This window comes from Zunongwangia pacifica (assembly GCF_023499215.1).
GTDB classification, from domain to species: domain Bacteria; phylum Bacteroidota; class Bacteroidia; order Flavobacteriales; family Flavobacteriaceae; genus Zunongwangia; species Zunongwangia pacifica.
This window is the reverse complement of sequence record NZ_JAKHSK010000026.1, coordinates 39,013-65,102: the sequence shown is the minus strand read 5'-3', so window position 1 is coordinate 65,102 and position 26,090 is coordinate 39,013. Positions and strand designations below refer to the sequence as shown.

The 26,090-nt window shown below is 36.1% G+C and carries 30 protein-coding genes; 18 read left to right on the top strand and 12 right to left on the bottom strand.

Features of this window, described 5'->3' with window-relative positions; genetic code table 11:
• Positions 1 to 492: 492 nt before the first annotated feature.
• From thrS to rplT, 4 genes are all read left to right on the top strand, one after another.
• Entirely contained in the window at positions 493 to 2,439 is a 1,947-nt protein-coding gene (gene thrS / locus L1967_RS16075) for a threonine--tRNA ligase (RefSeq protein WP_249602524.1), read from the top strand.
• A gap of 22 nt (positions 2,440 to 2,461) precedes the next feature.
• Positions 2,462 to 3,016 carry a translation initiation factor IF-3 gene (gene infC, locus L1967_RS16070; RefSeq protein WP_338063551.1) on the top strand — a complete coding sequence of 185 codons (555 nt, stop codon included), beginning with the start codon at positions 2,462 to 2,464 and terminating at the stop codon, positions 3,014 to 3,016.
• 37 nt (positions 3,017 to 3,053) lie between these two features.
• Positions 3,054 to 3,251, top strand: a complete 198-nt coding sequence (gene rpmI, locus L1967_RS16065; RefSeq protein ID WP_041579045.1) for a 50S ribosomal protein L35 — start codon at positions 3,054 to 3,056, stop codon at positions 3,249 to 3,251.
• Between the two features lie 114 nt (positions 3,252 to 3,365).
• The gene (rplT, locus tag L1967_RS16060; protein ID WP_013073011.1) at positions 3,366 to 3,710 is read left to right on the top strand and encodes a 50S ribosomal protein L20; all 345 of its coding nucleotides are present in this window, start codon (positions 3,366 to 3,368) and stop codon (positions 3,708 to 3,710) included.
• 639 nt (positions 3,711 to 4,349) lie between these two features.
• Here rplT and L1967_RS16055 read toward each other — a convergent pair.
• The 4 genes from L1967_RS16055 to L1967_RS16040 form a co-directional block, all read right to left on the bottom strand.
• Positions 4,350 to 5,039: an outer membrane beta-barrel protein gene (locus tag L1967_RS16055; protein ID WP_249602523.1), complete on the bottom strand. Its 690-nt coding sequence runs from the start codon at positions 5,037 to 5,039 to the stop codon at positions 4,350 to 4,352.
• Between the two features lie 571 nt (positions 5,040 to 5,610).
• The gene (locus tag L1967_RS16050; protein ID WP_249602522.1) at positions 5,611 to 6,852 is read right to left on the bottom strand and encodes a S8 family peptidase; all 1,242 of its coding nucleotides are present in this window, start codon (positions 6,850 to 6,852) and stop codon (positions 5,611 to 5,613) included.
• Positions 6,853 to 7,147: 295 nt separating this feature from the next.
• Positions 7,148 to 7,537 carry a rhodanese-like domain-containing protein gene (locus L1967_RS16045; RefSeq protein WP_249602521.1) on the bottom strand — a complete coding sequence of 130 codons (390 nt, stop codon included), beginning with the start codon at positions 7,535 to 7,537 and terminating at the stop codon, positions 7,148 to 7,150.
• Positions 7,537 to 7,851 carry a rhodanese-like domain-containing protein gene (locus L1967_RS16040; RefSeq protein WP_249602520.1) on the bottom strand — a complete coding sequence of 105 codons (315 nt, stop codon included), beginning with the start codon at positions 7,849 to 7,851 and terminating at the stop codon, positions 7,537 to 7,539. The genes L1967_RS16045 and L1967_RS16040 overlap by 1 nt, the downstream gene beginning before the upstream one ends.
• A 153-nt stretch (positions 7,852 to 8,004) precedes the next feature.
• Here L1967_RS16040 and L1967_RS16035 point away from each other — a divergent pair, with 153 nt between their 5' ends.
• From L1967_RS16035 to L1967_RS15980, 12 genes are all read left to right on the top strand, one after another.
• On the top strand, positions 8,005 to 8,454 hold the full coding sequence (locus L1967_RS16035) for a MarR family winged helix-turn-helix transcriptional regulator (protein WP_249602519.1): 450 nt from the start codon (positions 8,005 to 8,007) through the stop codon (positions 8,452 to 8,454).
• 105 nt (positions 8,455 to 8,559) lie between these two features.
• Entirely contained in the window at positions 8,560 to 9,192 is a 633-nt protein-coding gene (locus tag L1967_RS16030) for an NAD(P)H-dependent oxidoreductase (RefSeq protein WP_249602518.1), read from the top strand.
• Between the two features lie 20 nt (positions 9,193 to 9,212).
• Positions 9,213 to 9,782, top strand: a complete 570-nt coding sequence (locus L1967_RS16025; RefSeq protein WP_249602517.1) for a YceI family protein — start codon at positions 9,213 to 9,215, stop codon at positions 9,780 to 9,782.
• 247 nt (positions 9,783 to 10,029) lie between these two features.
• Positions 10,030 to 11,427 carry an anthranilate synthase component I family protein gene (locus L1967_RS16020; protein WP_249602516.1) on the top strand — a complete coding sequence of 466 codons (1,398 nt, stop codon included), beginning with the start codon at positions 10,030 to 10,032 and terminating at the stop codon, positions 11,425 to 11,427.
• A 115-nt stretch (positions 11,428 to 11,542) separates the two neighbouring features.
• Positions 11,543 to 12,154, top strand: coding sequence for an anthranilate synthase component II (locus tag L1967_RS16015; protein ID WP_249602515.1), 612 nt, complete (start codon positions 11,543 to 11,545; stop codon positions 12,152 to 12,154).
• Between the two features lie 53 nt (positions 12,155 to 12,207).
• On the top strand, positions 12,208 to 13,200 hold the full coding sequence (gene trpD / locus L1967_RS16010; RefSeq protein WP_249602514.1) for an anthranilate phosphoribosyltransferase: 993 nt from the start codon (positions 12,208 to 12,210) through the stop codon (positions 13,198 to 13,200).
• A 7-nt stretch (positions 13,201 to 13,207) separates the two neighbouring features.
• Entirely contained in the window at positions 13,208 to 13,993 is a 786-nt protein-coding gene (gene trpC, locus L1967_RS16005; protein ID WP_249602513.1) for an indole-3-glycerol phosphate synthase TrpC, read from the top strand.
• Between the two features lie 368 nt (positions 13,994 to 14,361).
• Positions 14,362 to 15,009: a phosphoribosylanthranilate isomerase gene (locus L1967_RS16000; RefSeq protein ID WP_476756504.1), complete on the top strand. Its 648-nt coding sequence runs from the start codon at positions 14,362 to 14,364 to the stop codon at positions 15,007 to 15,009.
• A gap of 572 nt (positions 15,010 to 15,581) precedes the next feature.
• Positions 15,582 to 16,763: a tryptophan synthase subunit beta gene (gene trpB, locus L1967_RS15995; protein ID WP_249602511.1), complete on the top strand. Its 1,182-nt coding sequence runs from the start codon at positions 15,582 to 15,584 to the stop codon at positions 16,761 to 16,763.
• 175 nt (positions 16,764 to 16,938) lie between these two features.
• Complete coding sequence (trpA, locus tag L1967_RS15990; protein WP_249602510.1) at positions 16,939 to 17,706, top strand: tryptophan synthase subunit alpha; 768 nt, start codon at positions 16,939 to 16,941, stop codon at positions 17,704 to 17,706.
• A gap of 77 nt (positions 17,707 to 17,783) precedes the next feature.
• Positions 17,784 to 17,927: a hypothetical protein gene (locus L1967_RS15985; protein ID WP_249602509.1), complete on the top strand. Its 144-nt coding sequence runs from the start codon at positions 17,784 to 17,786 to the stop codon at positions 17,925 to 17,927.
• Between the two features lie 2 nt (positions 17,928 to 17,929).
• A complete protein-coding gene (locus L1967_RS15980; protein ID WP_249602508.1) occupies positions 17,930 to 18,064 on the top strand; it encodes a 30S ribosomal protein THX in 135 nt (44 codons plus the stop codon).
• Between the two features lie 84 nt (positions 18,065 to 18,148).
• On the opposite strand, the gene L1967_RS15975 is transcribed toward L1967_RS15980, so the two are convergent.
• The 6 genes from L1967_RS15975 to L1967_RS15950 form a co-directional block, all read right to left on the bottom strand.
• Entirely contained in the window at positions 18,149 to 18,808 is a 660-nt protein-coding gene (locus L1967_RS15975; RefSeq protein WP_249602525.1) for a uracil-DNA glycosylase family protein, read from the bottom strand.
• A gap of 11 nt (positions 18,809 to 18,819) precedes the next feature.
• Entirely contained in the window at positions 18,820 to 19,485 is a 666-nt protein-coding gene (locus L1967_RS15970; protein WP_249602507.1) for an HAD family hydrolase, read from the bottom strand.
• Between the two features lie 94 nt (positions 19,486 to 19,579).
• The gene (locus L1967_RS15965) at positions 19,580 to 20,134 is read right to left on the bottom strand and encodes a hypothetical protein (RefSeq protein WP_249602506.1); all 555 of its coding nucleotides are present in this window, start codon (positions 20,132 to 20,134) and stop codon (positions 19,580 to 19,582) included.
• Between the two features lie 7 nt (positions 20,135 to 20,141).
• Positions 20,142 to 20,903, bottom strand: a complete 762-nt coding sequence (yaaA, locus tag L1967_RS15960; RefSeq protein WP_249602505.1) for a peroxide stress protein YaaA — start codon at positions 20,901 to 20,903, stop codon at positions 20,142 to 20,144.
• 349 nt (positions 20,904 to 21,252) lie between these two features.
• Positions 21,253 to 22,311: an RluA family pseudouridine synthase gene (locus L1967_RS15955; protein WP_249602504.1), complete on the bottom strand. Its 1,059-nt coding sequence runs from the start codon at positions 22,309 to 22,311 to the stop codon at positions 21,253 to 21,255.
• Positions 22,311 to 22,928, bottom strand: a complete 618-nt coding sequence (locus L1967_RS15950; RefSeq protein WP_249602503.1) for a PASTA domain-containing protein — start codon at positions 22,926 to 22,928, stop codon at positions 22,311 to 22,313. The genes L1967_RS15955 and L1967_RS15950 overlap by 1 nt, the downstream gene beginning before the upstream one ends.
• 106 nt (positions 22,929 to 23,034) lie before the next feature.
• Between L1967_RS15950 and L1967_RS15945 the strand changes: the two genes are divergently transcribed.
• Complete coding sequence (locus L1967_RS15945) at positions 23,035 to 24,009, top strand: D-alanine--D-alanine ligase (RefSeq protein WP_249602502.1); 975 nt, start codon at positions 23,035 to 23,037, stop codon at positions 24,007 to 24,009.
• 4 nt (positions 24,010 to 24,013) lie between these two features.
• On the opposite strand, the gene L1967_RS15940 is transcribed toward L1967_RS15945, so the two are convergent.
• Both L1967_RS15940 and L1967_RS15935 read right to left on the bottom strand, forming a co-directional pair.
• Positions 24,014 to 24,580: a hypothetical protein gene (locus tag L1967_RS15940; RefSeq protein WP_249602501.1), complete on the bottom strand. Its 567-nt coding sequence runs from the start codon at positions 24,578 to 24,580 to the stop codon at positions 24,014 to 24,016.
• Between the two features lie 5 nt (positions 24,581 to 24,585).
• Positions 24,586 to 25,374, bottom strand: a complete 789-nt coding sequence (locus L1967_RS15935) for a hypothetical protein (protein WP_249602500.1) — start codon at positions 25,372 to 25,374, stop codon at positions 24,586 to 24,588.
• A gap of 123 nt (positions 25,375 to 25,497) precedes the next feature.
• Here L1967_RS15935 and coaD point away from each other — a divergent pair, with 123 nt between their 5' ends.
• The gene (gene coaD / locus L1967_RS15930) at positions 25,498 to 25,950 is read left to right on the top strand and encodes a pantetheine-phosphate adenylyltransferase (RefSeq protein WP_249602499.1); all 453 of its coding nucleotides are present in this window, start codon (positions 25,498 to 25,500) and stop codon (positions 25,948 to 25,950) included.
• Positions 25,951 to 26,090: the final 140 nt, after the last annotated feature.

The following is a 26,090-nucleotide window of genomic DNA, read 5'->3' as shown; positions in this document are numbered from 1 at the left end:
TCCCTTAGCGGGGCGCAAAGATACTGGCTTTTTTAAATACAAACCAAATCTTTTTTTAAGTTTTTTTTACTCCTTTTAACCCTAAATCCTCAATGAACTTCCCGCTTCTATAAACACCACCTAAGCGGCTAAGCGGGTGCAAATATATATCCTAATTTCGATTCAGCAACATAAAAATCAACAAATTTTAAAATTAATTTAATACCAATCTATAGTCCCTTAGTTTTCAATATTTTAAATCAGAATAAAAAATGCGTTAGGGATAGTAACGGCATCCTTGGCGCTTACTGCAATTAAAAATTAGAAATGTTTTAGCTCAAAAAATTTAATTTTACTCTACAAATACATTATCAAACTGCGACAAGATATAGTGAATAGCCCGATCACTATATTATATAGTGAAACGCCCATAAAATACTAAAAGGTAGTATTGCGCAAACAAGTACAACCTCTTATCTTTGCCAACTATAATAACGACTATAATATATAGACATGATAAAGGTAACATTGCCTGACGGCAGTATTAAAGAATTTAAACAAGGCTCTACTCCTATGGATGTGGCACAAAGCATTAGTGCCGGACTTGCCAGAAATGTAATTTCAGCAAAATATAATGACACCATCGTAGAGACGTCTACTCCTTTAACAACAGATGGCAACCTTACCTTATATACATGGAATGACGATGAGGGAAAACAGGCTTTTTGGCATTCTACCTCTCACGTTATGGCACAAGCCATCCAAGAACTATATCCGGGAGCTAAATTAACCATAGGTCCAGCAATTGAAAATGGTTTTTATTACGATGTTGATTTTGGTGACCAAAAAATTTCTGAAAGCGATTTCTCTAAAATCGAAAATCGCATGTTAGAAATAGCGCGTGGCAAGCATGATTTTAAGATGCGAGCGGTAACTAAAGAAGAAGCTTTAGATTATTACAAGAAAATCGACAATCCTTTTAAAGTAGAATTAATCGAAAATCTTGAAGACGGCACCATTACTTTTTGCGACCATGACACTTTTACCGATCTATGTCGTGGAGGGCATATCCCAAATACAGGAATCATCAAAGCAGTAAAGCTGATGAATGTTGCCGGAGCTTACTGGAGAGGTAATGAAAAAAATCCACAACTTACCCGTGTATATGGTACAAGTTTTCCCAAACAAAAGGAATTAAAAGAATATCTGGAACTTCTCGAAGAAGCTAAAAAAAGAGATCATAGAAAACTAGGAAAAGAGTTAGAGCTTTTTACGTTCTCACAAAAAGTGGGGCAAGGTTTACCATTATGGCTTCCTAAAGGAGCTGCTTTAAGGGAACGCCTGGAAAACTTCCTTAAAAAAGCTCAGAAAAAAGCGGGTTACGAAATGGTGGTTAGCCCACATATAGGCCATAAAGAATTATATGTAACTTCTGGCCATTATGCCAAATATGGTGAAGACAGCTTTCAGCCTATTAAAACACCAAACGAAGGCGAAGAGTTTTTGCTAAAACCAATGAACTGTCCTCACCATTGTGAAATGTATAATTCGCAATCATGGAGTTATCGTGACCTTCCTAAAAGATTCGCTGAATTTGGCACCGTATATCGTTATGAGCAAAGCGGGGAACTACATGGTTTAACCCGTGTAAGAGGATTTACACAAGATGACGCTCATATTTTTTGTACTCCTGAACAATTAGATGAAGAGTTTAAAAAAGTTATCGATCTTACATTATACGTATTTGACACTTTAGGTTTTGAAAACTTTACAGCTCAGGTTTCATTGCGTGATCCTGAAAATAAAGAAAAATATATTGGAAGTGATGATGTTTGGGAAAAAGCTGAAAATGCCATTATCAATGCTGCTAAAGAAAAAGGCTTAAACTATGTCATTGAGACTGGCGAAGCTGCTTTTTATGGCCCTAAGTTAGACTTTATGGTAAAAGACGCGCTTGGCAGAAGCTGGCAACTTGGCACAATCCAGGTAGATTATAATTTACCAGAGCGTTTTGACCTGACATATAAGGGAAGTGACAATGAGTCTCATCGCCCGGTAATGATTCACAGAGCGCCATTTGGAAGCATGGAAAGATTTATCGCCATTCTTTTAGAGCATACCGCAGGGAATTTCCCGTTGTGGTTAATGCCAGAGCAGGCTATCATTCTCTCACTCAGCGAGAAATACGAAAAATATAGCCAAAAAGTTTTAAGTTTATTAGAAAATAACGAAATTCGCGCCGTACTTGATAACCGAAACGAAACCATTGGTAAAAAAATAAGGGAAGCCGAAGTGCAAAAGTTCCCTTACATGCTTATTGTTGGAGAGCAAGAAGCAAAAGATGGTACGGTTTCTGTACGAAAACATGGCGAGGGAGATATTGGCACAATGCCAGTTGAAGAATTCGCTCAGATAATAAAAAACGAAATCGAAAAAACGCTAAAAGCGTTTGAAGTTTAACTAAAATATTGAAGCCATAGCAATACGAAGAAAAAAATCGAGACAACAGAGAACAACTCGTAAAGAAGATCAACACAGAATTAACCAAAAAATTCGAGCTAAAGAAGTTCGTTTGGTAGGTGATAATGTTGAAATGGATGTATATCCTATCGAGAAAGCTTTAGCCATTGCTGAAGATCTTGGACTTGATTTAGTGGAAATTTCACCAGATGCCAAACCACCCGTGGTAAAGGCAATGGATTATAAGAAATTCCTTTACGAACAAAAGAAACGCGAAAAGGCCATGAAGGCCAAAGCGAGTAAGGTCGTTGTGAAGGAAATTCGTTTCGGGCCAAACACCGATGACCACGATTATGAATTTAAAAAAAGAAATGCAGAAAAGTTCCTTAAAGATGGAGCTAAATTAAAAGCATTCGTATTTTTTAAAGGTCGTTCTATTGTATTTAAAGATAAAGGAGAGATTCTTTTATTACGTTTAGCAACAGATCTTGAAGAATTTGGAAAAGTGGAACAGATGCCAAAACTTGAGGGTAAACGAATGACCATGTTTATGGCACCTACCACCAAAAAGAAATAATAAATTAAGAGAGTTTTAATTATAAAAGAAGGATAGCATGCCTAAAATGAAAACAAAATCCAGCGCTAAAAAGCGTTTTAAGCTTACAGGTACTGGAAAAATTAAAAGAAAGCACGCGTTTAAAAGTCACATCTTAACAAAGAAGTCTAAAAAACGTAAGCTTGCGTTGACGCATAGTACTTTAGTATCTGATGCTGATACCAATAATGTTAAACTTCAATTACGTTTAAAGTAATCTGAAAGTTTAACGGTTTAAATTATTTATAAACCCTGGAGTTGGGCAAGTTAGGATTTAACTTCTAATTTAAAAGTATCGAGTTTCGATCGCCTACTACAAAATTTTAAAATTATGCCAAGATCAGTAAATTCTGTTGCGAAAAGAGCTAGAAGAAAAAAGGTTCTTAAGCAAGCAAAAGGCTACTTTGGAAGACGTAAAAACGTTTGGACAGTAGCAAAAAATGCAGTTGAAAAAGCGATGCTTTACTCTTATAGAGATCGCAAAGCTAAAAAACGTAATTTCCGTTCATTATGGATTATGCGTATTAACGCTGCTGCTCGTCAACAAGGAATGTCTTATTCGCAATTTATGGGTAAAGTAAAAGCTAACGAAATTGGATTAAACCGTAAGGTTTTAGCTGATTTAGCGATGAACCATCCAGAAGCGTTTAAAGCCATTGTTGATAAAGTAAAATAAATAAAAACAATTATTACTCTCTTATATAGAAAACCGGCTTCTTTCGAAGCCGGTTTTTTTATGCAAAAAATTTGTCTTCAAGAAAAACAAAACCAGTGTTCATACACGCTTCGATTGACCATCAAGAACCTCTGGGCAAGCCCCCGAGGTTATGAATAGGAAAAACTTTTTTATAATTTCGAAGCCTCGGGGAATTAAATCCTCAATGAGGGATTAAACCACAGATAGTTTTCAAAGCAATAAATAAAAGTTGAATTTCCTAAAACAAAGCAAATCTGCCTATAGCTTAAATGCCTAACAAAGTAGTCTATTTTGATATGCTTTGTACCTCAGCAATAATAAGACAGGTTACCGAATACAGCTACCATTTATCCTTCTAATAATTCCTCTGAACTGCGCTAAAACGATACTTCATCTAAAAGACAATTATATAAGCTATACCATGGCTATTTTTACACAATAAATAATGACAGATTAGTGGTTAGGTGATAAAAAGCAGTAGCAAGTATTGTTTTTATTGGTGAATTTTAGATGTTTTTCATGATCAGTGCTACTGCTTTTTTTAATCGGCTCCCAAAATATAAAAGCTCCATTTAGGAGCTTTTTTTTTATAATATATAATAAGAAATATTTACAGTTCTATCTAAAATAACAACCTCTACTTCTTGATTTTTGCGGTCTGTATTTAGAATCAAATAATATTAATGAAACATCTAATGTAATTTGATTTATCCTGCGATTGGTAAAAATCGCAGGCCCCACACCACTGGAATTATAATCCATCGTAATAGCAAGATCTTCTGTAGAAGTAAAACTATGCTCGTACCTTAAATCGGCTTCAAAACGACCAAAATGAGCCTTAACCCCAAGACTAGCATACAGGTGATTTGCAGCCATAGGTATTTTCCCTTGTCTACTTTGCTCTTTTTCTAAAGTAGCTTCTCCAAGTACATGGGCAAGTCCGGGACCAATATAAACATCAAAAGGTTCAAATACATGGTAGCCTATCAATAAGGGAACATTAATTTTTTCAATTTTATAAATATAAGGCTCTTTGGGAAACTGAAATTCAGATTGCATAGTATTATAAAGTCCTTCTAATCTAAAGAAAAAACGATCGTAATTTAACTGGGCAAAAACCCCTCCGTTAAAGCCCTGTTTTGATTTAGAATGGAATGTACTTCCTTTAAAAGTAATGTAAGGTTCTGCTACAATTTCTCCTCCAAAACCATAATTAACACCACCTTTAAGACCTATACTAAAATCCTGAGAAAAAGCACTATGACTAAAAAATAAGATAAAAATTAAAATCGTAAAACTGTTTTTCATTAACTAATGGATTTAGAGAAATGTTAATAAGGTAAATATATCAATTCTGAAATAAACTCATTATTATTTTTAAAATTTGATGAGAAAATATAAAAAACTATTTATCAGCAAATTAACATACAAAAATACCTATTAAGACACAAATCACCAATGTAGTCTTACTAAACCCAACAGATATATACTTCTCTGGTTTAAGATTTTCCTAATCAATTGAATGAATTTGTATTGAATAATAAAGATTTTCAGGCCTCTACTACTATTAATTTCCATTCTAAAAATATATCTGGTTTATCGAATTTGAAAAAGCACACTCCCCAGGGGCAAGCCGACGAGGCATCCGATAGAGACAAAAATTTCAATTCCGAGGCATCTCGATTGTTATCGGGATCGGGTATTAAACCCTTTGCCGGTACGACATAGAAACACCCATGCCTTTTGATAACTATATAACAACATAAAAAATACCTCATGGGGTGCCATGAGGTATTGATTAGATTTCTTTCGAGGCAAGCCATTCCCTATAGTTTAGTGGGAATGTCCCCGAATATTTAATCTCGGTTATCGAGTAAAATTAATGTACAATTATAGCGTCGCTATTACCATCTGGATCTCCAGATACAGTACCATCTGTAGATGCCGAACCAAGTAAAAGAACACCGGCTGCATGTGGTGAAGCCATAGAGGTACCACTAATGGTATTATAGCCTCCACTTTTCCACGTACTTTTAATTCCCACACCAGGAGCAGCATAATCTACCGGTGGATTACCGTAGTTTGAGAAATAAGCCCAGCTATCATTACTATCCATAGCTGAAATTGTATAAATATTACTACCATTTACCCGGGCTGGAGAATGACTATTCGCATCGTCACTTTCGTTACCCGCAGCAAGAACAAATTTAATTCCCTGCTGGGAAGCCGCAAGAACTGCATCGTCTAAGGCCTGAGAAACAGGTCCCCCCAGACTCATATTTGCAACATCTCCATTAGCGCCATTTGCCGCAACATAATCTACCCCAGCGATAACGCCAGAATATGAACCGCTACCTCTGCTATCCAGAACTTTAACAGGAATTACGGTAGCACCGGGAGCTACTCCTATGACCCCTACATTATTATTTAATGCACCTATTGTTCCTGCCACATGCGTACCGTGACCATTACCATCGTCTAAAGACTTTCCGTCCCTACCGCTGGTAAACGCATTAAATCCTCTGGCAGCATCTACATGAAGATCTTCATGATCTAAATCTATGCCGGTATCGATAACCCATGCAACTCCAGATCCTGAATAAGAAGAAACTCCATTAACTCTGGTAATTCCATAAGGCGTTTCTTGCGATGTACTTGCACCACCATCCCCGGGATCTTCACTACAAGGAACTCCGTTTGGTGTTCCACAAGGCGGAGCGAAAATTACAACTTTATCTTCTTCAATATAATCTACATCATCTCTACTCTGAAGCCTGGAAATTTGGTTCGCGCTTACCTTTATGGCAGCACCTTTAATGGTTTTACTAAAAGTAGAAATTACTTCAGCATCTTTTACTCCCGACTCCTGAAACATTTTCTTTGTCATTGCTTTCATCGCTTCTTGTGCCTTCATGTAATCTGAAGGATCGCCGATAGTCTGCTTAGCCACATCGGCTTTAAAGACAATAATATACTGTCCTTTAATCGCAGAGGATTCGGCAGGAGCCGCTAACTGTTCTTCAGTAACGATCTCATCAGATTGTTTGTCATTTGTACAGGAAGCTAATAGCGCTGCAAAACTTAATCCTGCAGCCAATCCACGTGTTGTTTTTAAAATCATTATGTTTAGTTTATAAAATGGTTAATTCTCCTTCCAAATTATGATTTAATCGATAAAAAACAACATAAAAACATCCGTAAAGAAGAACTTACATAGGTACTTTCCTACGAAATTTATTTACTATTTTCTTCTCAGATAAGTGTTTATCGGCATTTGCCCAAAACTCTTCTAGCGTTCATTTTATTTTAACAAAAATGTTAATTTTTTTAACCGTTAAACTGCTAAAACGTATTATTTTAAACAAAAAAACCGTAGATTTCTCTACGGTTTCCTTATTTTATTCTAAAAATAGTGATTAATAAATTTCACCCCCTATCAACATCCAGTTTTCGATTCCACCTTCCAGTTCATATACTTCTTCAAATCCGTCATTTTTCAGAATTTTAATCGCTTTTTTGGTGTTTTCTTTATTCTTACCGTAAATTACCACAGGCTTGTCTTTAGCCAATGTGTCATAATACAACGAATTATCATTGTTTTCACTTAAAATGATATTCTTAGCTTTAAAGATATGGGCAGCATCAAATTCTTTAGCTGAACGTACATCTAACACCTGAATTTCATCCTTTTTCATGCGATCCAGCATTTCTTCAGGAGAAATCATGTTAATTTCACTGGCTTCAACTTCTTTGCATCCTTGCGCAAATAGCAATGAAATTGTAAATAATAAGAGGTATTTTTTCATTAGTCTTCTGCCGTTTCTCCTTCCCATTCCATAAAACCTCCCTGTAGATTATAGGTATTGGAAAAGCCTAGCTGATCCAGGATAGAACAGGCTTGGGCACTTCTTTTACCAGATCGACAATATATATAGTAATTCTTATCTTTATCAAGTTTTTCTACCTCGTCAATAAAACCCTGCCCCTTATAAATATCAATATTCTTAGAATTAGGAATATATCCTTCTTCAACCTCTTCTTCAGTTCTAACATCAAGAATAGCCGCATTATCATCTTTACTTAGCTGTTCTCTCCATTCTTCCTGTCCAAGTTCTTTCATTATATGTTCATTTTAAATTAAACGATGTAAAGATACATTATCTAAATCAACTGCATTCCTTAGCCCAATAAACAAACTTATTTTTTTAACATTTATTTAATATTTAGCTCTAAAAGTAATTATATATTTGTACATACAAATGTTGTAGAAACAATGAAGATAGAAGAAGTTTTAAAAACAGACCATCTTAATGATAGTAAGAAACTGGTTCTTAACATCATGCTCTGTGCTGGTAAAGCAACAACCATGATGAACGACACTCTTAAGCCTTACGATATTTCTATCCAGCAGTTTAATGTATTACGCATTTTACGTGGCCAAAAGGGAAAACCTGCCAATCTTAGTACTATTCAGGAGCGTATGGTCAATAAAATGAGTAATACTACGAGACTGGTCGATAAGCTTATAAAGAAGAACTTGGTTGATCGATATATCTGCGAAGAAAACCGAAGAAAAATTGAAATCATAATTACTAAAGAAGGCTTACAATTATTAGAAAAATTAGATCCAATTGTAGACCGTCTGGAAAATGATTTTTCTGGGCACATCACAAAAGAAGAATTAATCATATTAAACGAGATACTTGAAAAAGTAAGAAATTAAAAACCTCTTGGAAAACCACGAGGTATGAATTGAAAAACCTTTTATAATTTCACGGCAGGCCAAAGTGCATTACCACTTTTGGAAGCGCCAATAAAACAAAAAATCATGAGTTCTATTATTGAAAACCTAAAGTGGAGGTATGCCACAAAGAAATTTGATGCTACCAAAAAAATAGCTAAAGAGAACCTGGAAACCCTTCTAGAAGGTGTGCAATTATCTGCGTCTTCTTATGGTTTACAACCCTATCAGATTTTCGTTATAGAAAATACAGAGATCAGGGAAAAACTAAAAGCTGCAGCATGGAACCAAACCCAACTTACCGATGCGTCACAGGTTATAGTTTTTGCGAACCATAAAAATCTGGATGAAACTTATGTAGACAACTATATTAAAAACATTGCCGAAACCAGAGATATGAGTGTAGAAGACCTACAAGGCATGGCAGATATGATTAAAAATACTACGTTAAAAATGGAGGCCGATCAGCAAAACGAATGGGCTCAAAAACAAAGTTATCTGGCCTTAGGCTTTTTGCTAAACACTGCTGCGCACCTTAAAATAGATGTTTGCCCTATGGAAGGATTCTCGGCTGAGGATTTTGATAAAATTCTTGGACTGGAAGAAAAAGGGCTTCATACTGCTGTAATCGCCTGTATAGGGTACCGCAGTAAACAAGACGACTATCAGCATGCTGCCAAAGTGCGCAAATCAACAGAGGATTTATTCAACTTTATATAAAATCAAATATTAAAATTGCTATGAGAAAGAATGTTATTAAAGGAGCTTTAGCTTCAGTTTTTGTAATTGCTACACTTGCTTTTACAAGTATCGCTAAAAAGATTGATGTAAAAGAAAGTAAAGTGACCTGGGAAGGTGAAAAGGTAACGGGAAGCCACGAGGGTACCATCGATTTAAAATCTGGATACTTAAATGTAGAAGGAGATAAAATCCTGGGTGGAGAATTTGTAATCGATATGACCTCTCTTCAATCTACCGATCTTGAAGGTGAGTATAAAACTAAACTAGAAGGTCACTTAAAATCTGATGATTTCTTTGGTGTTGCAAAACATCCAGAAGCAAAACTTGTGATTACCACAGCATCAAAAAAATCAGATGAAACTTACGGTATTGTAGGTGATCTTACTATTAAAGGAATTACCAATCCCGTAACTTTTGACATGAATTATGACGGGAAATCTGCAAGCGCAGATCTTACGATCGATCGTACAAAATACGAAGTACGTTATGGTTCAGGAAGTTTCTTTGATAACCTAGGAGACAAAACTATTTACGACGAATTTAAAATCGCCGTAGATTTAAAATTCTAAAATCCCCAACATTGTATTTTAATCCCGTAATCATCCTCAAAGATTGCGGGATTTATTTTTTCAATAAATTGTTTGTGATTTAAAAATTCATAGCTATATTTGAAGCAATGAAAAATAGAATTGCAAATACTTGGTGGTGGTCTAACTTACGTTCAAACTTCGTGAGCTAAATTGCCATTATATAAACATATAGGAAAAAGGCTTGTCTCACGACAAGCCTTTTTTTATTTCAAGATGCTTTAAAATTATGTACACCTTAAAAACCAATTACAAAAAACTACTTGCAGACACCATCACCCCGGTGAGTGTATATTTAAAAGTAAGGGATAAATATCCAAATAGCCTTTTGCTGGAAAGTAGTGATTACCACGCTAACAAAAACAGTTTCTCGTATATATGTTGTAATCCTATCGCTTCGATACGAGTACAAAACGAGGAAATCACTGAAGAATTTCCAGATGGTTTCTCACAGACAACCAAGATCACTTCAGAGATTAACCTTCCTGAAAAAATTCAGGATTTTGGCAAGTTGTTCGATACCCAGGAATCTGAATTCAAATTTATAAACAACGGGCTTTTTGGTTATATTTCTTACGACGGCGTTCGTTATTTTGAAGATATAAACATCACCAAGAAAAAAGGCGATCTTGAACTACCAGATATGTACTATGCGGTATATCAAAACATCATTGCCATTAACCACTTCAATAATCAGGCGTTCATTTTTAACCACTCCTATAACAACGACAATAAAATTGAAGAAATAGAGCAGCTTATCAGCGTTAAGAATTTTGCCACTTACGATTTCCATCGCCAGGGTGACACCCAAAGCAATCTTACCGACGAGGAATTTATCGAGCAGGTAAAATTCGGTAAAAAACATTGTCACCGTGGTGACGTTTTTCAAATTGTCCTTTCCAGACGTTTTTCTCAAAAATTTAAAGGAGACGAATTTAATGTGTACCGTGCTTTACGAAGCATCAACCCGTCCCCTTATCTTTTTTATTTTGATTACGGAAACTTTAAAATCTTTGGCAGTTCACCTGAAGCCCAATTGATCATCGACGAAGGTAAGGCCGAAATCCATCCTATCGCCGGAACATTTAAACGTACCGGAAACGATGAGAAAGATGCTGAAATTGCCAAGCAACTTAGCGCCGACGAGAAAGAAAATGCCGAACATGTCATGCTGGTTGATCTTGCGCGCAACGATCTAAGCCGCAACGGCAGCAATGTAAAAGTAGAGACGTATCGTGAAATTCAGTTTTTCTCGCATGTCATTCATTTAGTAAGCAAAGTCACCGGTACCAAAAATCCAGACACGCCAACCATGCAGGTGGTGGCCGATACTTTTCCTGCAGGTACCCTAAGTGGCGCTCCAAAACACAGTGCCATGAAGCTTATCGAGCAATGCGAAAATGTAAACCGCGATGCCTATGGTGGCGCGATTGGCTTTATGGATTTTCACGGCAATTTCAATCATGCCATTATCATTAGATCTTTTGTAAGTAAAAACCATCAGCTACACTATCAGGCCGGTGCCGGTGTGGTTTCAGAATCTAAAGACGAAAACGAACTTCAGGAAGTATATAACAAACTTGGGGCATTAACCAAAGCATTAGAAATCGCTGAAAATATAGAATAATGGCGTTACCACCCTAAGGGTAGGTCGGGCTTTCGGTAGTCGCTTTTTTAATGCTAAACACTTAAAAAGAGCTCCAACAATACCTCAATCCCTAACGCGAAAAGAACCTTTTAAAATGAAAAAAGTATTAGTTATAGATAATTACGATTCGTTTGTATATAACCTGGTACATTACCTGGAAGATCTGGATTGCCAGGTAACCGTAAAAAGAAACGATCAGCTGGATATCGATTTTGTACAAAATTTCGATAAAATTTTATTATCTCCAGGCCCGGGAATTCCGTCTGAAGCCGGACTTTTAAAACCCATCATAGAAAAATATGGTGCTACCAAAAGTATTTTCGGAGTCTGTCTTGGCCAACAGGCCATCGGCGAAGTCTATGGGGGCACTTTAGGCAATTTAGAATCGGTATATCATGGCGTTGCTACAGATATCGATATTGTGGTAGACGACGAACCTCTATTTGCAGGTTTGGATAAAAAAATAAAAGTGGGACGTTATCATTCCTGGGTAGTTTTAAAAGAATTACCCGATGCTTTAGAAGCCACTTCTTTTGACGATAAAGGACAAGTTATGTCATTACGCCATCGTGAATTCGATGTAAGAGGAGTGCAATTTCATCCAGAATCGGTTTTAACTCCCGAGGGAAAAAAAATGATCGCCAATTGGGTAAAATCAGATACTGAAAAAACAACTTCAGAAAAACCGGCAGCAGACCAGGCATAGAATTTTCAAAACCTATAAATTTAGATTCGGTTCAACCGGGTCATCAGTATAAAATGAAAGAATTACTAAACAGGCTTATTAACCACGAAACGATTAGTAAAGCAGAAGCAAAACAAGCTTTATTCAATATTTCTAACGGAGAATATAACGAAAGTCAAATTGCCGCTTTTCTTACGGTGTATATGATGCGAAGTGTTACTATTGCCGAGCTTGAAGGTTTCAGAGATGCTCTTTTAGAACTTTGCGTAGCAGTAGATCTTAGCGCTTATAATCCTATCGATCTTTGTGGAACCGGTGGTGACGGTAAAAACACCTTTAATATTTCTACAACCTCTTCTTTTGTCACTGCCGGTGCCGGCGTTAACGTCGCAAAGCATGGTAATTACGGGGTATCATCAGTAAGCGGTAGTTCTAATGCCATGGAGCATCTGGGCATACGCTTTAGTAACGATCCTTCTTTTTTAGAAAAATGTATCGATAAAGCAGGAATTTGCGTGTTGCACGCTCCCCTATTTCACCCGGCCATGAAAAATGTAGCTCCAATTCGTAAAAGCTTAGCGGTAAAAACATTTTTTAATATGCTTGGCCCGATGGTAAATCCCGCATTTCCAAAAAATCAATTAGTTGGGGTTTTTAACTTAGAACTAGCCAGAATGTATGGTTATTTGTATCAAAATACCGATAAGAATTTTAGTATTCTCCATGCTTTAGATGGTTATGACGAAATATCGTTAACCAGCGATACCAAGATAATTTCAAATAATACGGAAAGCATGTTAAAACCTGCCGACTTCGGAGTTCGAAAATTAGAACAAAAAGAAATTTACGGTGGCGGCAGTATAGAAAAATCAGCCATGATTTTAGTAAAAATTCTTCGTGGTGAAGGTACCGAGGCTCAGGAAAATGTGGTTTGTGCTAATGCCGGTATGGCTATTGCCACCGCTAAAAACCTAAGTATAATAGAAGGTTTTTCAGCAGCAAAGGAATCGATAAAGTCTGGAAAAGCATTACAGGCATTAAAAAAATTACAGGATTTAAGTGAATAAAATAGCTATGAATATTCTTGATAAAATCATCGCCGATAAACATAAAGAACTGGTACTAAAAAAAATGGTAGTACCGGTATCACAATTAGAAAGTTCAGCCTTATTTGAAAGAGAAACCGTTTCTTTGGCCGATGCACTTAGAAAAAACAAAAGCGGCATAATCGCAGAACATAAACGCCGTTCTCCTTCAAAATCGGTGATCAATCAAAGTTTAAATGTAGAAAACGTGGCCAGGGGTTACGAAAATGCCGGAGTAAGCGGAATGTCCGTTTTAACCGATGGAAAATATTTTGGGGGCTCTTTAGACGATTTGCTATATGCTCGCGCTGCGGTGAAAATGCCAGTATTAAGAAAAGAGTTTATAATCGACGAATATCAGCTACTGGAAGCCAAAGCTCATGGAGCCGATGTGATATTATTAATCGCTGCGGTTTTAGAACGCGAACAGATTAAACAATTATCTCAATTTGCCAAGAATCTCGGTTTAGATGTGCTTTTAGAAGTTCACAATCAGGAAGAACTGGAAAAATCGATCATGCCGAGTTTAGATATGTTGGGCGTAAATAATCGAAACCTAAAAACTTTTGAAGTCAGCACCCAAACCAGCAAAGATCTCTCCGCTAAAATTCCAGATGATTTTGTGAAGGTTAGCGAAAGCGGTATCAGTTCGGTAGAAGCGATTAAAGATTTAAAACAATATGGATACGAAGGTTTCTTAATCGGAGAAAACTTTATGAAAACCGGCAATCCCGGTGAAAGTGCGAAGAAGTTTATTGAGGAACTTAGTAGTTAGAATTGAGTAGTGAGAAAATCTACCATTTAATATATGGTAATTTGAAAATATTGATCTAGAGACAAGATTTAAGAATCAAAAATCAGAGAGAATTATTTTGAATGTTGATTAATAAATATTGTCATTTCGAGCGGAATGCAATGAAGTCGAGAAATCTCTTATCGTTTCACTCTTAGAACATAGAGAATAAACGATTTGAGGAGGTGATCAAAAAAAGCTGTCAGCTGTTAGCTTTCAGCTAAATGCCACTTCAAGTGATTTTTAAATAGAATAAAACAATTCAAATCAGGAACTAAAGTAAAATTATAATTTTCACATATAAATAATATTGGCTGACAGCTTAAGGCTGATGGCTAAAAACTAAAAACATGAACCTAAAACTCAAAATATGCGGAATGAAGCAACCTGGCAATATTCAGGAGGTCGCTACACTGCAACCCGACTATATGGGTTTTATTTTCTATGAAAAAACACCACGTTTTTTTGATGCTGAAATTCCCAAAATCGCAGATTCGATAAAAAAGACCGGTGTTTTTGTGAATGCTAAGATTGCAGAAATTCTGGATAAAATCAACGAATTTGATCTTAACGCTATTCAGCTTCATGGCGGAGAGTCGGCTGAGTTTTGTGCGGAATTAAAATCGGTTTTAAAAGAAACCAATATTGAGATCATCAAAGTCTTTTCGATTAAATCGGAATTCAACTTTAGTGAACTCGCAACTTTTGAAGATGACGTAGATTATTTTCTTTTTGATACCAAAGGCAAACACAAAGGAGGAAATGGCAAAACTTTCGATTGGACGCTACTAAAAGAATATCCTTCAGCAAAACCATTTTTTCTAAGCGGAGGTATTGGTTTAGATCAGCTAGAGGATTTAAAAGAATTCTATGACTATTTCAGCAAAATCGGAAAAGCACATTTACTCTATGCCGTAGATGTAAACAGTGCTTTTGAAAGCGAACCCGGTCTAAAGGATATTGAAAAACTAAGACAATTTGTTGATGTGATGATTTGATAATGCGGCAATATGCTGATTTGAAAATTTGAAATGAGAAGCAAGAGCCAGGAATCAGGATAAATTATTTCGAATTCTAAATGTTGAATATAAAATGGTTCGGAAAAAGAATTTAGAGAATGAATAATAGAATCTGCATCTTTTAATTTTTGAAATTAATCTTGGCCGTCATGCTGAACTTGTCCTCGATAGCTATCGGGACGGCATCTCATCCTACTTTTTAATTAGCTAAGGAGTAAAATTGATCGCCATTAAATAGAAAAGACAATTTGATGATGTGGTAATTTAAAAATGTTAATATAGAGACAAGAGATAAGAACCAAGAATCAGGGAAGTTCAAAATTACTTTTGAATAGAAAATAATGTCATTTCGAGCGAAATGTAATGAAGTCGAGAAATCTCTTAACATGAAAATTAGATCTCTCCACTGCGCCTGCCTCGCCGGCAGGCAGGGTCGAGATGACAAAACAAATAAAGTGAACAGCTTAAAAAAGCTGTTCACTATAAACTTTTATATAAATAAAAAAAATGAAGCTGAAAGCTAAAAGCTGTAGGCTAAAAAGCTAAATAAAATGACATATCAGGCAGACGAAAAAGGATACTACGGCGAATTTGGTGGCGCCTTTATTCCCGAAATGCTATATCCTAATGTTGAAGAATTGCGCAGGCAGTATTTAGACATTATGAAAGAAAATTCTTTTCAAAAAGAATTTAAGGCGCTTTTAAAAGACTATGTAGGTCGCCCTACTCCACTTTATTACGCCGAGCGTTTCAGTAAAAAATACAATACCAAAGTATATTTAAAACGTGAAGATCTTTGCCATACCGGCGCACACAAAGTGAATAACACCATTGGGCAGATCTTAATGGCCAAACGTCTTGGCAAAAACAGGATTATTGCTGAAACCGGTGCAGGCCAGCATGGAGTGGCTACGGCTACAGTTTGCGCGTTAATGGGTATCGAATGTATCGTTTACATGGGAGAAATCGATATTGAACGCCAGGCACCAAATGTTGCCCGCATGAAAATGCTAGGTGCTAAAGTTGTGCCGGCAAAATCGGGTAGTAAAACCTTAAAAGACGCAACGAATGAAGCCATTCGTGACTGGATCAATAATCCGGTAGATACGCATTATATTATTGGATCTGTGGTTGGACCGCATCCTTATCCCGATATGGTCGCGAGATTTCAGGCGGTAATTTCCGAAGAAATAAAAACACAGCTAAAAGAAAAAGAAAACCGTGAAAATCCAGATTATGTAGTGGCCTGTGTTGGTGGCGGAAGCAATGCTGCCGGTGCCTATTTTCATTATTTAGACAATCCTGAAGTTGGGATTATCGCGGTGGAAGCTGCCGGAAAAGGAATTTACACCGGTGAGAGTGCAGCAACCTCAGCTTTGGGGAAAGAAGGTATTATCCACGGAAGTAAAACCTTACTGATGCAAACGGATGACGGACAAATCACTGAACCCTATTCGATTTCGGCAGGCTTGGATTATCCCGGCGTTGGTCCTATGCACGCGCATTTATTTAGAAGCGGTCGCGGGGAATTTATCTCGATTACCGATGATGCTGCGATGAAAGCCGGGCTGGAATTAGCCAAACTGGAAGGAATTATTCCGGCGATCGAATCCTCTCACGCTCTTGCGATTTTTGAAGATCGTAAATTTAAAGAAGATGATGTAGTTGTGGTAAATCTTTCTGGTCGTGGGGATAAAGACCTTAATACGTATATCGATTATTTTGACCTTTAGAAATTAAGTTTAAAATGCTGAAAGTTTTAGTGTTTTCGTCATTCCGTGCTTGACACGGAATCTCATAACGGGAAGTAATCAATTAACGAAATTACTACATGAGATCCTGTCCCGATAGCTATCGAGGACAAGTTCAGGCTGACGAGATAAAATTAAAATCATAAATAGCTAAAAAATGAACAGAATCAAACAAAAATTGCAGGAAGATAAAAAACTGCTATCCATATATTTTACTTCAGGATATCCTGAAATTGAAGACACCGTAGAGATCATCAAAAGTCTGGAAGAAAACGGTGTCGATTTTATCGAAATTGGACTCCCATTTAGTGATCCTTTGGCTGATGGCCCTACCATTCAGGAAAGTTCTACGATTGCGCTAAAAAGCGGAATGACCAGCAACAAACTCTTTGAACAACTAAAAGATATTCGTTCAGAAGTTTCTATTCCCCTTATTATCATGGGATATTTTAATCCTATTCTTCAGTTTGGAGTAGAGAAATTTTGTGCAAAATGTGAGGAAGTGGGTATCGACGGACTCATAATCCCAGATCTTCCGGTAGATGTTTATAACGAAGAATATAAGTCGGTTTTCGATAAGCACGGACTAAAGAATATTTTCCTTATCACACCACAAACGCCTGAAGATCGTATTCGTTTTATCGATGAGGTTTCAGATGGATTTATTTATATGGTAAGTACGGCCAGCGTTACCGGAAGCACCAAAGGTTTTGGCGAAGAAACCAAAGCTTATTTTAAACGAATTTCAGAAATGAACCTTAAAAATCCGCAAGTGGTTGGATTTGGAATTAGTGATGAGGATACTTTTAACGATGCTACCCAATATGCCAAAGGGGCCATTATTGGTAGTGCGTTTATTAAGCATTTAAATAAAAATGGTAAAAATAACATTCAGGATTTTATAAAATCAGTTCGACCGGTTTAACCTAAGTCTAACAAGCCATTAGCAGCTTTTAAGAACATCTGTTTGTATCTTTATATTGAACCTTAAAAAATAATATTATGGCAGGTCCTATTAAAGATAATCACAGAACGAGAAAAACAGAACAAAAAAATCCTACTAATCCAACTGGTAACAGAAATGAACCTACAAATAAAGTAGACATTGATGAATCTACCGTTAAAGATCAACAAAATAAAAAGTAAATATGGGAAAAGGCGATAAAAAAACTAAACGAGGGAAAATAGCAATCGGTACTACCGGAAAACTACGCCCCAAACGTAAAAAGTTTAAAGTAAAGCCAACCACTCTTGCAGAGCAGGATAAAAAAGATTTACAGTAAGAATTTAGTATAAAAGAACTCTATCAGACCTCACAGGAATCCCGATAATTATCGCGACTGTGAGGTTTTTTTCTTTTTTAGAACTCAAAAGAACTCTTTATATTGAAGCACTCTAAAATCCAGCGTATTAAAATTAGGGTTTTTAGCTTTTAATTTTTTGTAAAGCTGGTTACTACCTATTGCCATATTTGCTGCTCCAGATGGTGCGATTAAAGACACGGTGTTTATTAACCGTCCTTCTAAAACAAATTGATGAATTCGTGGTGGTTCGTTATTTACAATCTTAAGTTGTATGTTTTCTTCGGAAGTTTTTAAATGTCTTCGGAAGAAATATTCCGGGCCGTTTTTACTATTGCCTCCAGTAAATAAAAGCGTATCTATTTTTGGATAATTTCGCAAAATCTGAAGCATATTTCTTAGCTCCACATCTTTCATCCCCAGATCTGAAGCATCGATTTTATCCCTGAAACTACTTTCAACCACATCACAAATTCCTATTCCGCGTTTACGAAGAAAATCCTTCCTTTGGGTAACGGCTTCTTCTGAATTATCATAGATCAACTTCAGGTTAAAAATTCGGTCTAAAATTGGCCAAAGTAAGCCGTCCTGACTTCCGTAGCAAAAATCGACATCGCGCTCTTTTAATCTGCGCTGGGTAAAACGCGGCGGTGGCAAAGTACCTACAATAAGTTTGGTTGCTCCTTTAGGAATAAATGGTTTGTATGGATGTTTATGGTAAAAAATATCGATATTGTTTAAATTCTGCCTTCTTTTTCTAAGTATTGTGTGGCTTCCTGAAGATCCTTAAAAATTTGATCGGCAGCTTTTACATTCTCTATTAAATTAGGATTCCCCTGAATCGCCAAACATTCTAATCCGGCAGCTTTCGCTGAAGCTACGCCTGTTCTGGTATCTTCAAAAACGATCATATTTTCTTTTGGCAAATCGATCTTTTCGATAGCAGTTAAATAACTTTCGGGATCGGGCTTGCTGTTTTTTACATCGGTTCTGGTAATCTCAAATTCAAAATATTTTACGATCCCTGTTTTCTCTAAAAGAAACTCAACATTATTACGTGGACTACCGGTAACCAGATAAATAGGAATGCCTTTTTCTTTAAAGAGATCTAAAGTTTCTATGGCATAAGGCATAAATTCTACTTCCGATTCTTTTACCAGTTTCTCGGCCATTCGCTCACGCTTATAGGTTAAGTCTTCCCTTGAAATCGGCAAATCAAATTGTTCTATTATTGCTTTTGCATTGATGGGAGAAGGCGTACCGGCGTAAGTTTTTATATAAAAATCGTAATCCAGTTCGGCACCATAATCTTTTAAAACTTCTACCCACGAGTTATAATGATAATGTTCTGAATCTACTAATGTACCGTCGAAATCGAAAATTGCTGCTTTTATTTCAGCCATTGTTGTTGTTTTTGGAATTTTCTACGAAAATACTTCCGTAGAAATAAAGCTAATTTTAGCTAATATTAAGTTTTAGTAAGTGATTGTAAAAATCTTAATCTAAGTATCCATCGTAATTTATTTCAGCAAGAATTTTGTTCCTAAACTGAAAATCGAACCTATTAGTTTGTTCTAAATTGCTCACCGTTAATAATTCTATTTGGTTAGAAATGTCTTCACCTAGAATATCTTTAAAATTTGATAATTTCATTCCAATTCTAATATTATTCAATTCAGAACCATCATTTTTGATTCTAGCAGATCTCAAAATTTTATTATTTTTCGAGCTATATATTACAATCTCATCAAGTTTGAAACTAAGATTTATTACAGTATCTGTAATATCTTTATTGTGTTTATTTTCAACAAAAATCATAACTTTTCGAAACGATTTATCTCTGGCTTTGACAAACATCCCCTTAATGCAGGAATGTACGAAATCATCATTTATAAGAGTATCTATTGCAGAAGTATCTTCTTGTAATTTACCTAAGTTCTCTATCTTTTTCAGCGAATAATCGGTCAAATTCTGTTTTCTAACCTGATTGGTTTCTTTCCATCCAATAGAAAAAAATATAACAATGAATATAAAATAATATCTTTGCTTCATACTATTATTATCGAATAAACACCGGTTCGTTTTCTTTTTCGGTATGCTCTTCGCTAAATTTATAATCTTCGTAATCAAAGCCTTTGATATCCTCTAGAGTTTTAGCAGAAGAATCTATAATATAACGCACCATAGCACCACGAGCTTTCTTTGCATAAAAACTGATGATCTTTAATTTTCCGTTTTTATAATCTTTAAAAACAGGAGAAATCACCGGGGTTTTTAAATTTTTAGTGTCTACTGCTTTAAAATATTCGTTGCTGGCAAGATTCACAAACAGCTCATCATCTTTTAATTCGGAATTCAAATAATTGGTCACTTTTTCTTTCCACACTTCATAAAGTGTATCTGTGCTCTCAATTCCTATTTTAGTGCCCATTTCTAAACGGTAGGGCTGAATGAAATCGAGTGGCCTTAAAATTCCGTATAAACCGGATAGAATTCGCAGGGTGTTCTGGATATCATCTAATTTTTCTTCGGGAAGCGTATAGGCATCCAGCCCATTATAAACATCACCATTAAAAGCATACATAGCGGGACGTGAATTCTTTTTAGTATGATCTTCTTCGAATTCCTGATATCGCGTATAATTTAAATCGGCCAGCTTATCGCTAATATCCATTAATTCTGAAATCTCTTTTTTGGTCATTCTGGCCAATTTTCGATTCAGTTTTGCGGTGGTTTCCAGGAAAGCTGGTTGCGTTCCTCGCGTGGTAGGCAATTTTGATTCGTAATCCAGGCTTTTTGCCGGTGAAACAACTATTTTCATTTTCTTTTCTTTTTTTAATTATCCGTAGTTTTTAATAATTGATATTTTCGTCATTCCGTTCCGATAGCTATCGGAATTGATCCGGAATCTCATAGTAAATTAAAAAATCATGAAGATGAGACCCTGTCCCGATAGCTATCGAGGACAAGTTCAGGGTGACGACATCAAATTATTCAGAAAAAGAAGTCATAAAACTGAACTATTTTATGATATAATTTCAAATCAAACTTCGAACATTTTCCGTTTATAAAGTAAAGATAAGACTTCGCTTTCCGAAAATAAAAAACACCTTTAATTACTTATTTATACAGCAATAAAAAGGTCTTATATTATATCGAATTACGCTAAACTACTCCAGCATTTCTTTTTGATTTTTAGCGTAGTTGCGCCATTTCTCGATAGCGCCAATCATATCTTCTGGCAAATCTGAATTAAAACTCATCCACTCTCCTGTTTTTGGATGGGTAAAGCCTAAAGTCTTCGCATGAAGTGCCTGTCTAGGTAAAATCTTAAAACAATTTTCTACAAACTGCTTGTATTTGGTAAAGGTCGTTCCTTTTAAAATTCGTTCCCCACCATATCGCTCATCATTAAAAAGGGTATGCCCAATGTGTTTCATATGCACACGAATCTGATGCGTTCTACCGGTTTCCAGCTTACATGCCACCATTGTGACATAGCCGAAACGTTCTAATACCTTAAAATGGGTTACAGCCGGTTTACCTTTTTCAGCATCATCCCCTTCATAAACGGTGTTCTGAAGTCGGTTTTTTGGATGCCTACCAATATTACCTTCTACGGTGCCTTCGTCTTCCTCTACATTTCCCCAAACTATAGCTACATATTCGCGTTCACTGGTTTTATCGAAAAACTGTTTGGAGAGATGCGCCATGGCATGCTCGGTTTTCGCGATCACTAAAAGTCCGCTGGTATCTTTATCTATTCGATGTACCAAACCAGGGCGATCACTACTATTATTAGGTAGATTTTCAAAATGATACACCAGGGCATTAATTAAGGTTCCGCTGTAATTCCCATGTCCCGGGTGCACCACCATTCCCGCCGGTTTGTTCACAACAAGAACGGTATCATCTTCGTAAACAATATCTAAAGGAATATTCTCTGGCGTAAGTAAAAATTCATACGGCGGATGCTCAAACATCACCTGCACCACATCACCGGCTTTTACCTTATAGTTTTGTTTTACCGGAACATCGTTCACATAAATGTTCCCATCTTTTGCCGCTTTCTGAATTTTATTACGAGTTGCTTTCTCGATATAATTCATCAAATATTTATCGACACGTAATGGATTTTGACCTTTTTCGGCAATAAATTTATGGTGCTCGTAAAGCGTTTCGTCGTTCTGGTCTTCCAGCTCGTTATTTTCTTCGGGATGTTCGCTCATTAAAAATCAAATTGGTCTTCGTTCGTTTCTTCAGTCTCAATACTATCTTGTACAGGGCGACTATAACTTCCAGAGCCATCACCCAACACCATATCGATTTTAGACGTTTTCATTAATTCGTCTCCCGGCTCTATTAGTTCTCCATTATGGCGAAGTTCTAATACGGCATCTTCGGCAATATCTGGTTTGTAGGTAATCTCCCCTATTTCAAACCCTAAAGATTTTAACGTAGGTTCTGCCTGTCTACGGGTACGACGAATAAGATCTGGAATTAATACTTTACGATAACCCGAAGGATTTAAAGTGAGGTATATTTTTCTATTTTCTTTTACAAACTTTCCTGCTTTAGGCACCTGCTCGATCACTGAAAACCTTGGGTAATCTGGGTTAAAGTTAGCAGAATCCAAAATCTCGTACCTCAGGTCTTTTTCCTTCAACATCGTTTCTACTTCGCTTAAGGACAATTCGGCAAGATTTGGAACTTCTATACGCTCTCCCTGGTTGGTCGTATAATCTAACCACTGCATGGCAGCATAACCTAAAACAACAACAACAATAATCGCCAGCACCAGCTGAATTAAAAATGTTTTACTGAAAATGAATCTGAACAATCCCATATATTTACAAAATAAAAAGCAAAGATATAAAAACACCTTGGTTTTGGTGACACCCTTTTTTCGTGATATTTTTGTTTTAAACGCTACATCATCTTATATATTGAATATGAAGAAAAAAATTGCCATCGCAATGGGCGGTTTTTCAAGTGAATACCGCATTTCTATTAATAGTGGAAACATGGTTTACGAAAACCTGGATCGTGATAAATACGAGCCCTATCGCGTACATATTTTACAAAACGAATGGTTTGTAGTTGCGGAAGACAATACCCCTTATCCCATTAATAAAAGTGATTTCACAGTAAAAATCGGTACTGAAATTATACAATTTGACTGTGTTTTTAATACCATTCATGGCACACCCGGCGAAAATGGATTATTACAGGCTTATTTAGAATTGCTGAATATCCCACAAACGGCAGCCGATCATTACCAGTCGGCATTAACTTTTAATAAAAGAGATTTAATAAGTGTACTGAAACCTTACGGAATTAAAAGCGCCAAAAACTATTTTCTCAATAAAGAAGATGAAATTAATCCAGATGAAATTATCGAGAAAGTAGGTTTACCTTGTTTTGTAAAAGCAAACCGTGCCGGAAGCAGTTTCGGAATCACCAAAGTGAAGAAAAAAAATGAATTATACCGCGCTGCACAAAATGCATTTCAGGAAGACGATGAAGCGATCATTGAATCTTTTCTTGATGGCACCGAAGTTTCTGTAGGTGTAATCACTTATAATGGTGAATTACTTGCGCTCCCGGTAACCGAAATAGTTTCTGAAAATGAGTTTTTCGACTATGAGGCTAAATATCTTGGTAAATCCCAGGAAATAACTCCGGCCCGAATTTCAGAAGAAGACACCAAAAAGGTTCAGGAAATCGCTAAACTGATCTACAAAAAATTAAAAATGAAGGGTTTTTCGAGATCTGAATTTATTTTTCACAACGGCGAACCTCATTTTATTGAGATGAATACCACACCCGGATTAAGCAGGGCCAGTATTTTACCTCAGCAGGCGGCAAAAGCAGGAATTAGTTTGCAAGATTTGTATGGCAGCGCCATTGAAACGGCTATAGCTTAAATAATTAAAAGTTATAGCCAATTTTAAGATCCAGACTTACTACGGTACCGTCGCTATCGTAGTAACCTTTTTCATTAAAATAACTGCCATAGCCAAACCCAATACCAAATTCGTAACCAAAGTGTTTACCGATATTTCTTTTAATCCCCCATTTTGTAATAAATGAAATTTGGTTAGGTACACCTACATGATCTCGATCTGAGATAACAAATAAATCTGGATGCAAGCTAACGTCTAAACTTAAAAAATTAGCCGCATTATTCCAGGTTTTTCTACCTCTATCGGCACGTTTATTAAGATTATAATACCATCGGGGTTCTAAAGTGATTACCGGAGCCAAAAGATAGTGTACATCTCCATCAGAAAAAAAAGAATTGGCCCATAAGGCACCATCAAGACCTAATTCTGTTCTGAATGAAAACTCATCAGCCAATCGTAACTCATTATATCCCCAAACTCCTAAAACACCGGTTTGAACACCATATAAAGATTTTTCTACTGAATAATTTTGTGCTTTTATATTTGAATTCCCTAAAACCAGGAATAAAAATAATACGATGACTTTTTTCATCTACTTTATTGCCTGAACAAATTGATTACTGAAAAATCGAAAATAGATGTATTGGTATAGCCTTTTGCTAACATATTACCTTGATAAAAGAAACAATACTCTCCAGGCTCGAGGGCGTATTTAGGAGTTACTTTATAACGCCCTTTCCCTAAGTCCTCGATTTCAAAATCTATGGTATCTTTATCATCGATTCCGGTTTGGCTGGTTCCTGTTATTTCTCTTGCTTTAGCGACTACTAATTCTCTTCTGTTCTTTTTTTGTTTCAACTGCGTTAATACAAATTCATTAGGTGAAGATGCCGTTTTAAACCACCAGTTAACTTGATTTAAATCATTTTGATCTTCAGCATCAAATTGGAAAATAAATTCTGGTTTATTTTGATGTATATGATTATCCGAGACGGAGTTATTAACATAAGATTTTTTCTTTGCTGGTGCAATACCTAAGCTTAATGAAGATCCTAACGTACTGGTTCTATTCCCAGAAAAAATAGAAGGCAAAATCTTAATAAGTTTTCCATCTTCTTTAAAAAACACTCCAACTTCAGCTGTTTCATTGTCACTATCGATCATCGCAGCTAAAACTTCTGAAGGAACACCTTTTTCTTTCAGTTTTTTCAATGCCGCTATAGAAGTGTCAAAAGCTACTTCTGAAGCATTTATTTTGGATAATATCACTTCCTTTCCAAAGCCTAAATCCATTAACTCCAGAATTGAATTGTTTGTCAATTGTTGCTGTGCATAAGAACTACTTATAATAAAAAAAATAATGGTTAAAGTAAAAACCTTTCTCATAATGAATGATGATTTTATATGATATTTTTCAAATATAAAAAATAACGTTTACACATATAACATTAACTTGAATTTTGTTTCCTTCTTTTTTTATAAGACCTTAGTATCGTTAATCGATTTTATATGAGAAGAGCAGTATTCCCGGGATCATTCGACCCCATCACTTTAGGGCATGTGGATATTATTGAAAGAGGCCTTCCGCTTTTTGATGAAATTATTCTGGCTATTGGTACCAATAGCAGTAAAAAGTATCTATTTTCTTTAGAAAAGCGACTTGAATTTCTCGAAAACACCTTTAAAAACGAACCTAAAATTAAGGTAACCACCTACAGCGGACTAACCGTTGATTTTTGTAAAGAGATAGAGGCTAAATTTCTACTTCGCGGATTAAGGAACGGGATCGACCTTGAGTTTGAAAAAGCTATTGGACAAACTAATTATAAAATGGAAGAAATTGAAACCGTTTTTCTTATCGCTTCTTCTGGCTTAGAACATATTTCTTCGACCGTGGTGAGGGACGTTATGCAGCATGGCGGGAAATATGAATTTATGGTGCCAGATGAAGTTAGAAAATAAATAGTGAACTAAAGTTTTAAAACTTTAGGTAGGAAGGACTGAAGTAGTTTTCGAAAATCTTCTGAACAATTTAATTTACAGAATTCAGCTCACTTCATTCGATACCAAATTTAATTCCTTTCAGAGTGTGTCTTTAAAAA

Bases quoted from the DNA above. Each gene is read 5' to 3' on its own strand.
- L1967_RS15935 (WP_249602500.1), bottom strand. From the start codon at position 25,374: ATGAGAAAGGTTTTTACTTTAACCATTATTTTTTTTATTATAAGTAGT.
- L1967_RS16045 (WP_249602521.1), bottom strand. From the start codon at position 7,537: ATGAAAAAATACCTCTTATTATTTACAATTTCATTGCTATTTGCGCAA.
- yaaA (WP_249602505.1), bottom strand. From the start codon at position 20,903: ATGAAAATAGTTGTTTCACCGGCAAAAAGCCTGGATTACGAATCAAAA.
- trpA (WP_249602510.1), top strand. From the start codon at position 16,939: ATGAACAGAATCAAACAAAAATTGCAGGAAGATAAAAAACTGCTATCC.
- L1967_RS16030 (WP_249602518.1), top strand. From the start codon at position 8,560: ATGAGTTCTATTATTGAAAACCTAAAGTGGAGGTATGCCACAAAGAAA.
- L1967_RS15940 (WP_249602501.1), bottom strand. From the start codon at position 24,580: ATGAAAAAAGTCATCGTATTATTTTTATTCCTGGTTTTAGGGAATTCA.
- L1967_RS16055 (WP_249602523.1), bottom strand. From the start codon at position 5,039: ATGAAAAACAGTTTTACGATTTTAATTTTTATCTTATTTTTTAGTCAT.
- coaD (WP_249602499.1), top strand. From the start codon at position 25,498: ATGAGAAGAGCAGTATTCCCGGGATCATTCGACCCCATCACTTTAGGG.
- L1967_RS15985 (WP_249602509.1), top strand. From the start codon at position 17,784: ATGGCAGGTCCTATTAAAGATAATCACAGAACGAGAAAAACAGAACAA.
- L1967_RS15970 (WP_249602507.1), bottom strand. From the start codon at position 19,485: ATGGCTGAAATAAAAGCAGCAATTTTCGATTTCGACGGTACATTAGTA.
- L1967_RS15965 (WP_249602506.1), bottom strand. From the start codon at position 20,134: ATGAAGCAAAGATATTATTTTATATTCATTGTTATATTTTTTTCTATT.
- L1967_RS16025 (WP_249602517.1), top strand. From the start codon at position 9,213: ATGAGAAAGAATGTTATTAAAGGAGCTTTAGCTTCAGTTTTTGTAATT.
- L1967_RS15950 (WP_249602503.1), bottom strand. From the start codon at position 22,928: ATGGGATTGTTCAGATTCATTTTCAGTAAAACATTTTTAATTCAGCTG.
- trpB (WP_249602511.1), top strand. From the start codon at position 15,582: ATGACATATCAGGCAGACGAAAAAGGATACTACGGCGAATTTGGTGGC.
- trpC (WP_249602513.1), top strand. From the start codon at position 13,208: ATGAATATTCTTGATAAAATCATCGCCGATAAACATAAAGAACTGGTA.
- thrS (WP_249602524.1), top strand. From the start codon at position 493: ATGATAAAGGTAACATTGCCTGACGGCAGTATTAAAGAATTTAAACAA.
- L1967_RS16050 (WP_249602522.1), bottom strand. From the start codon at position 6,852: ATGATTTTAAAAACAACACGTGGATTGGCTGCAGGATTAAGTTTTGCA.
- L1967_RS16040 (WP_249602520.1), bottom strand. From the start codon at position 7,851: ATGAAAGAACTTGGACAGGAAGAATGGAGAGAACAGCTAAGTAAAGAT.
- L1967_RS16035 (WP_249602519.1), top strand. From the start codon at position 8,005: ATGAAGATAGAAGAAGTTTTAAAAACAGACCATCTTAATGATAGTAAG.
- rpmI (WP_041579045.1), top strand. From the start codon at position 3,054: ATGCCTAAAATGAAAACAAAATCCAGCGCTAAAAAGCGTTTTAAGCTT.
- rplT (WP_013073011.1), top strand. From the start codon at position 3,366: ATGCCAAGATCAGTAAATTCTGTTGCGAAAAGAGCTAGAAGAAAAAAG.
- L1967_RS15945 (WP_249602502.1), top strand. From the start codon at position 23,035: ATGAAGAAAAAAATTGCCATCGCAATGGGCGGTTTTTCAAGTGAATAC.
- L1967_RS16000 (WP_476756504.1), top strand. From the start codon at position 14,362: ATGAACCTAAAACTCAAAATATGCGGAATGAAGCAACCTGGCAATATT.
- L1967_RS16015 (WP_249602515.1), top strand. From the start codon at position 11,543: ATGAAAAAAGTATTAGTTATAGATAATTACGATTCGTTTGTATATAAC.
- L1967_RS15980 (WP_249602508.1), top strand. From the start codon at position 17,930: ATGGGAAAAGGCGATAAAAAAACTAAACGAGGGAAAATAGCAATCGGT.
- trpD (WP_249602514.1), top strand. From the start codon at position 12,208: ATGAAAGAATTACTAAACAGGCTTATTAACCACGAAACGATTAGTAAA.
- L1967_RS16020 (WP_249602516.1), top strand. From the start codon at position 10,030: ATGTACACCTTAAAAACCAATTACAAAAAACTACTTGCAGACACCATC.
- L1967_RS15955 (WP_249602504.1), bottom strand. From the start codon at position 22,311: ATGAGCGAACATCCCGAAGAAAATAACGAGCTGGAAGACCAGAACGAC.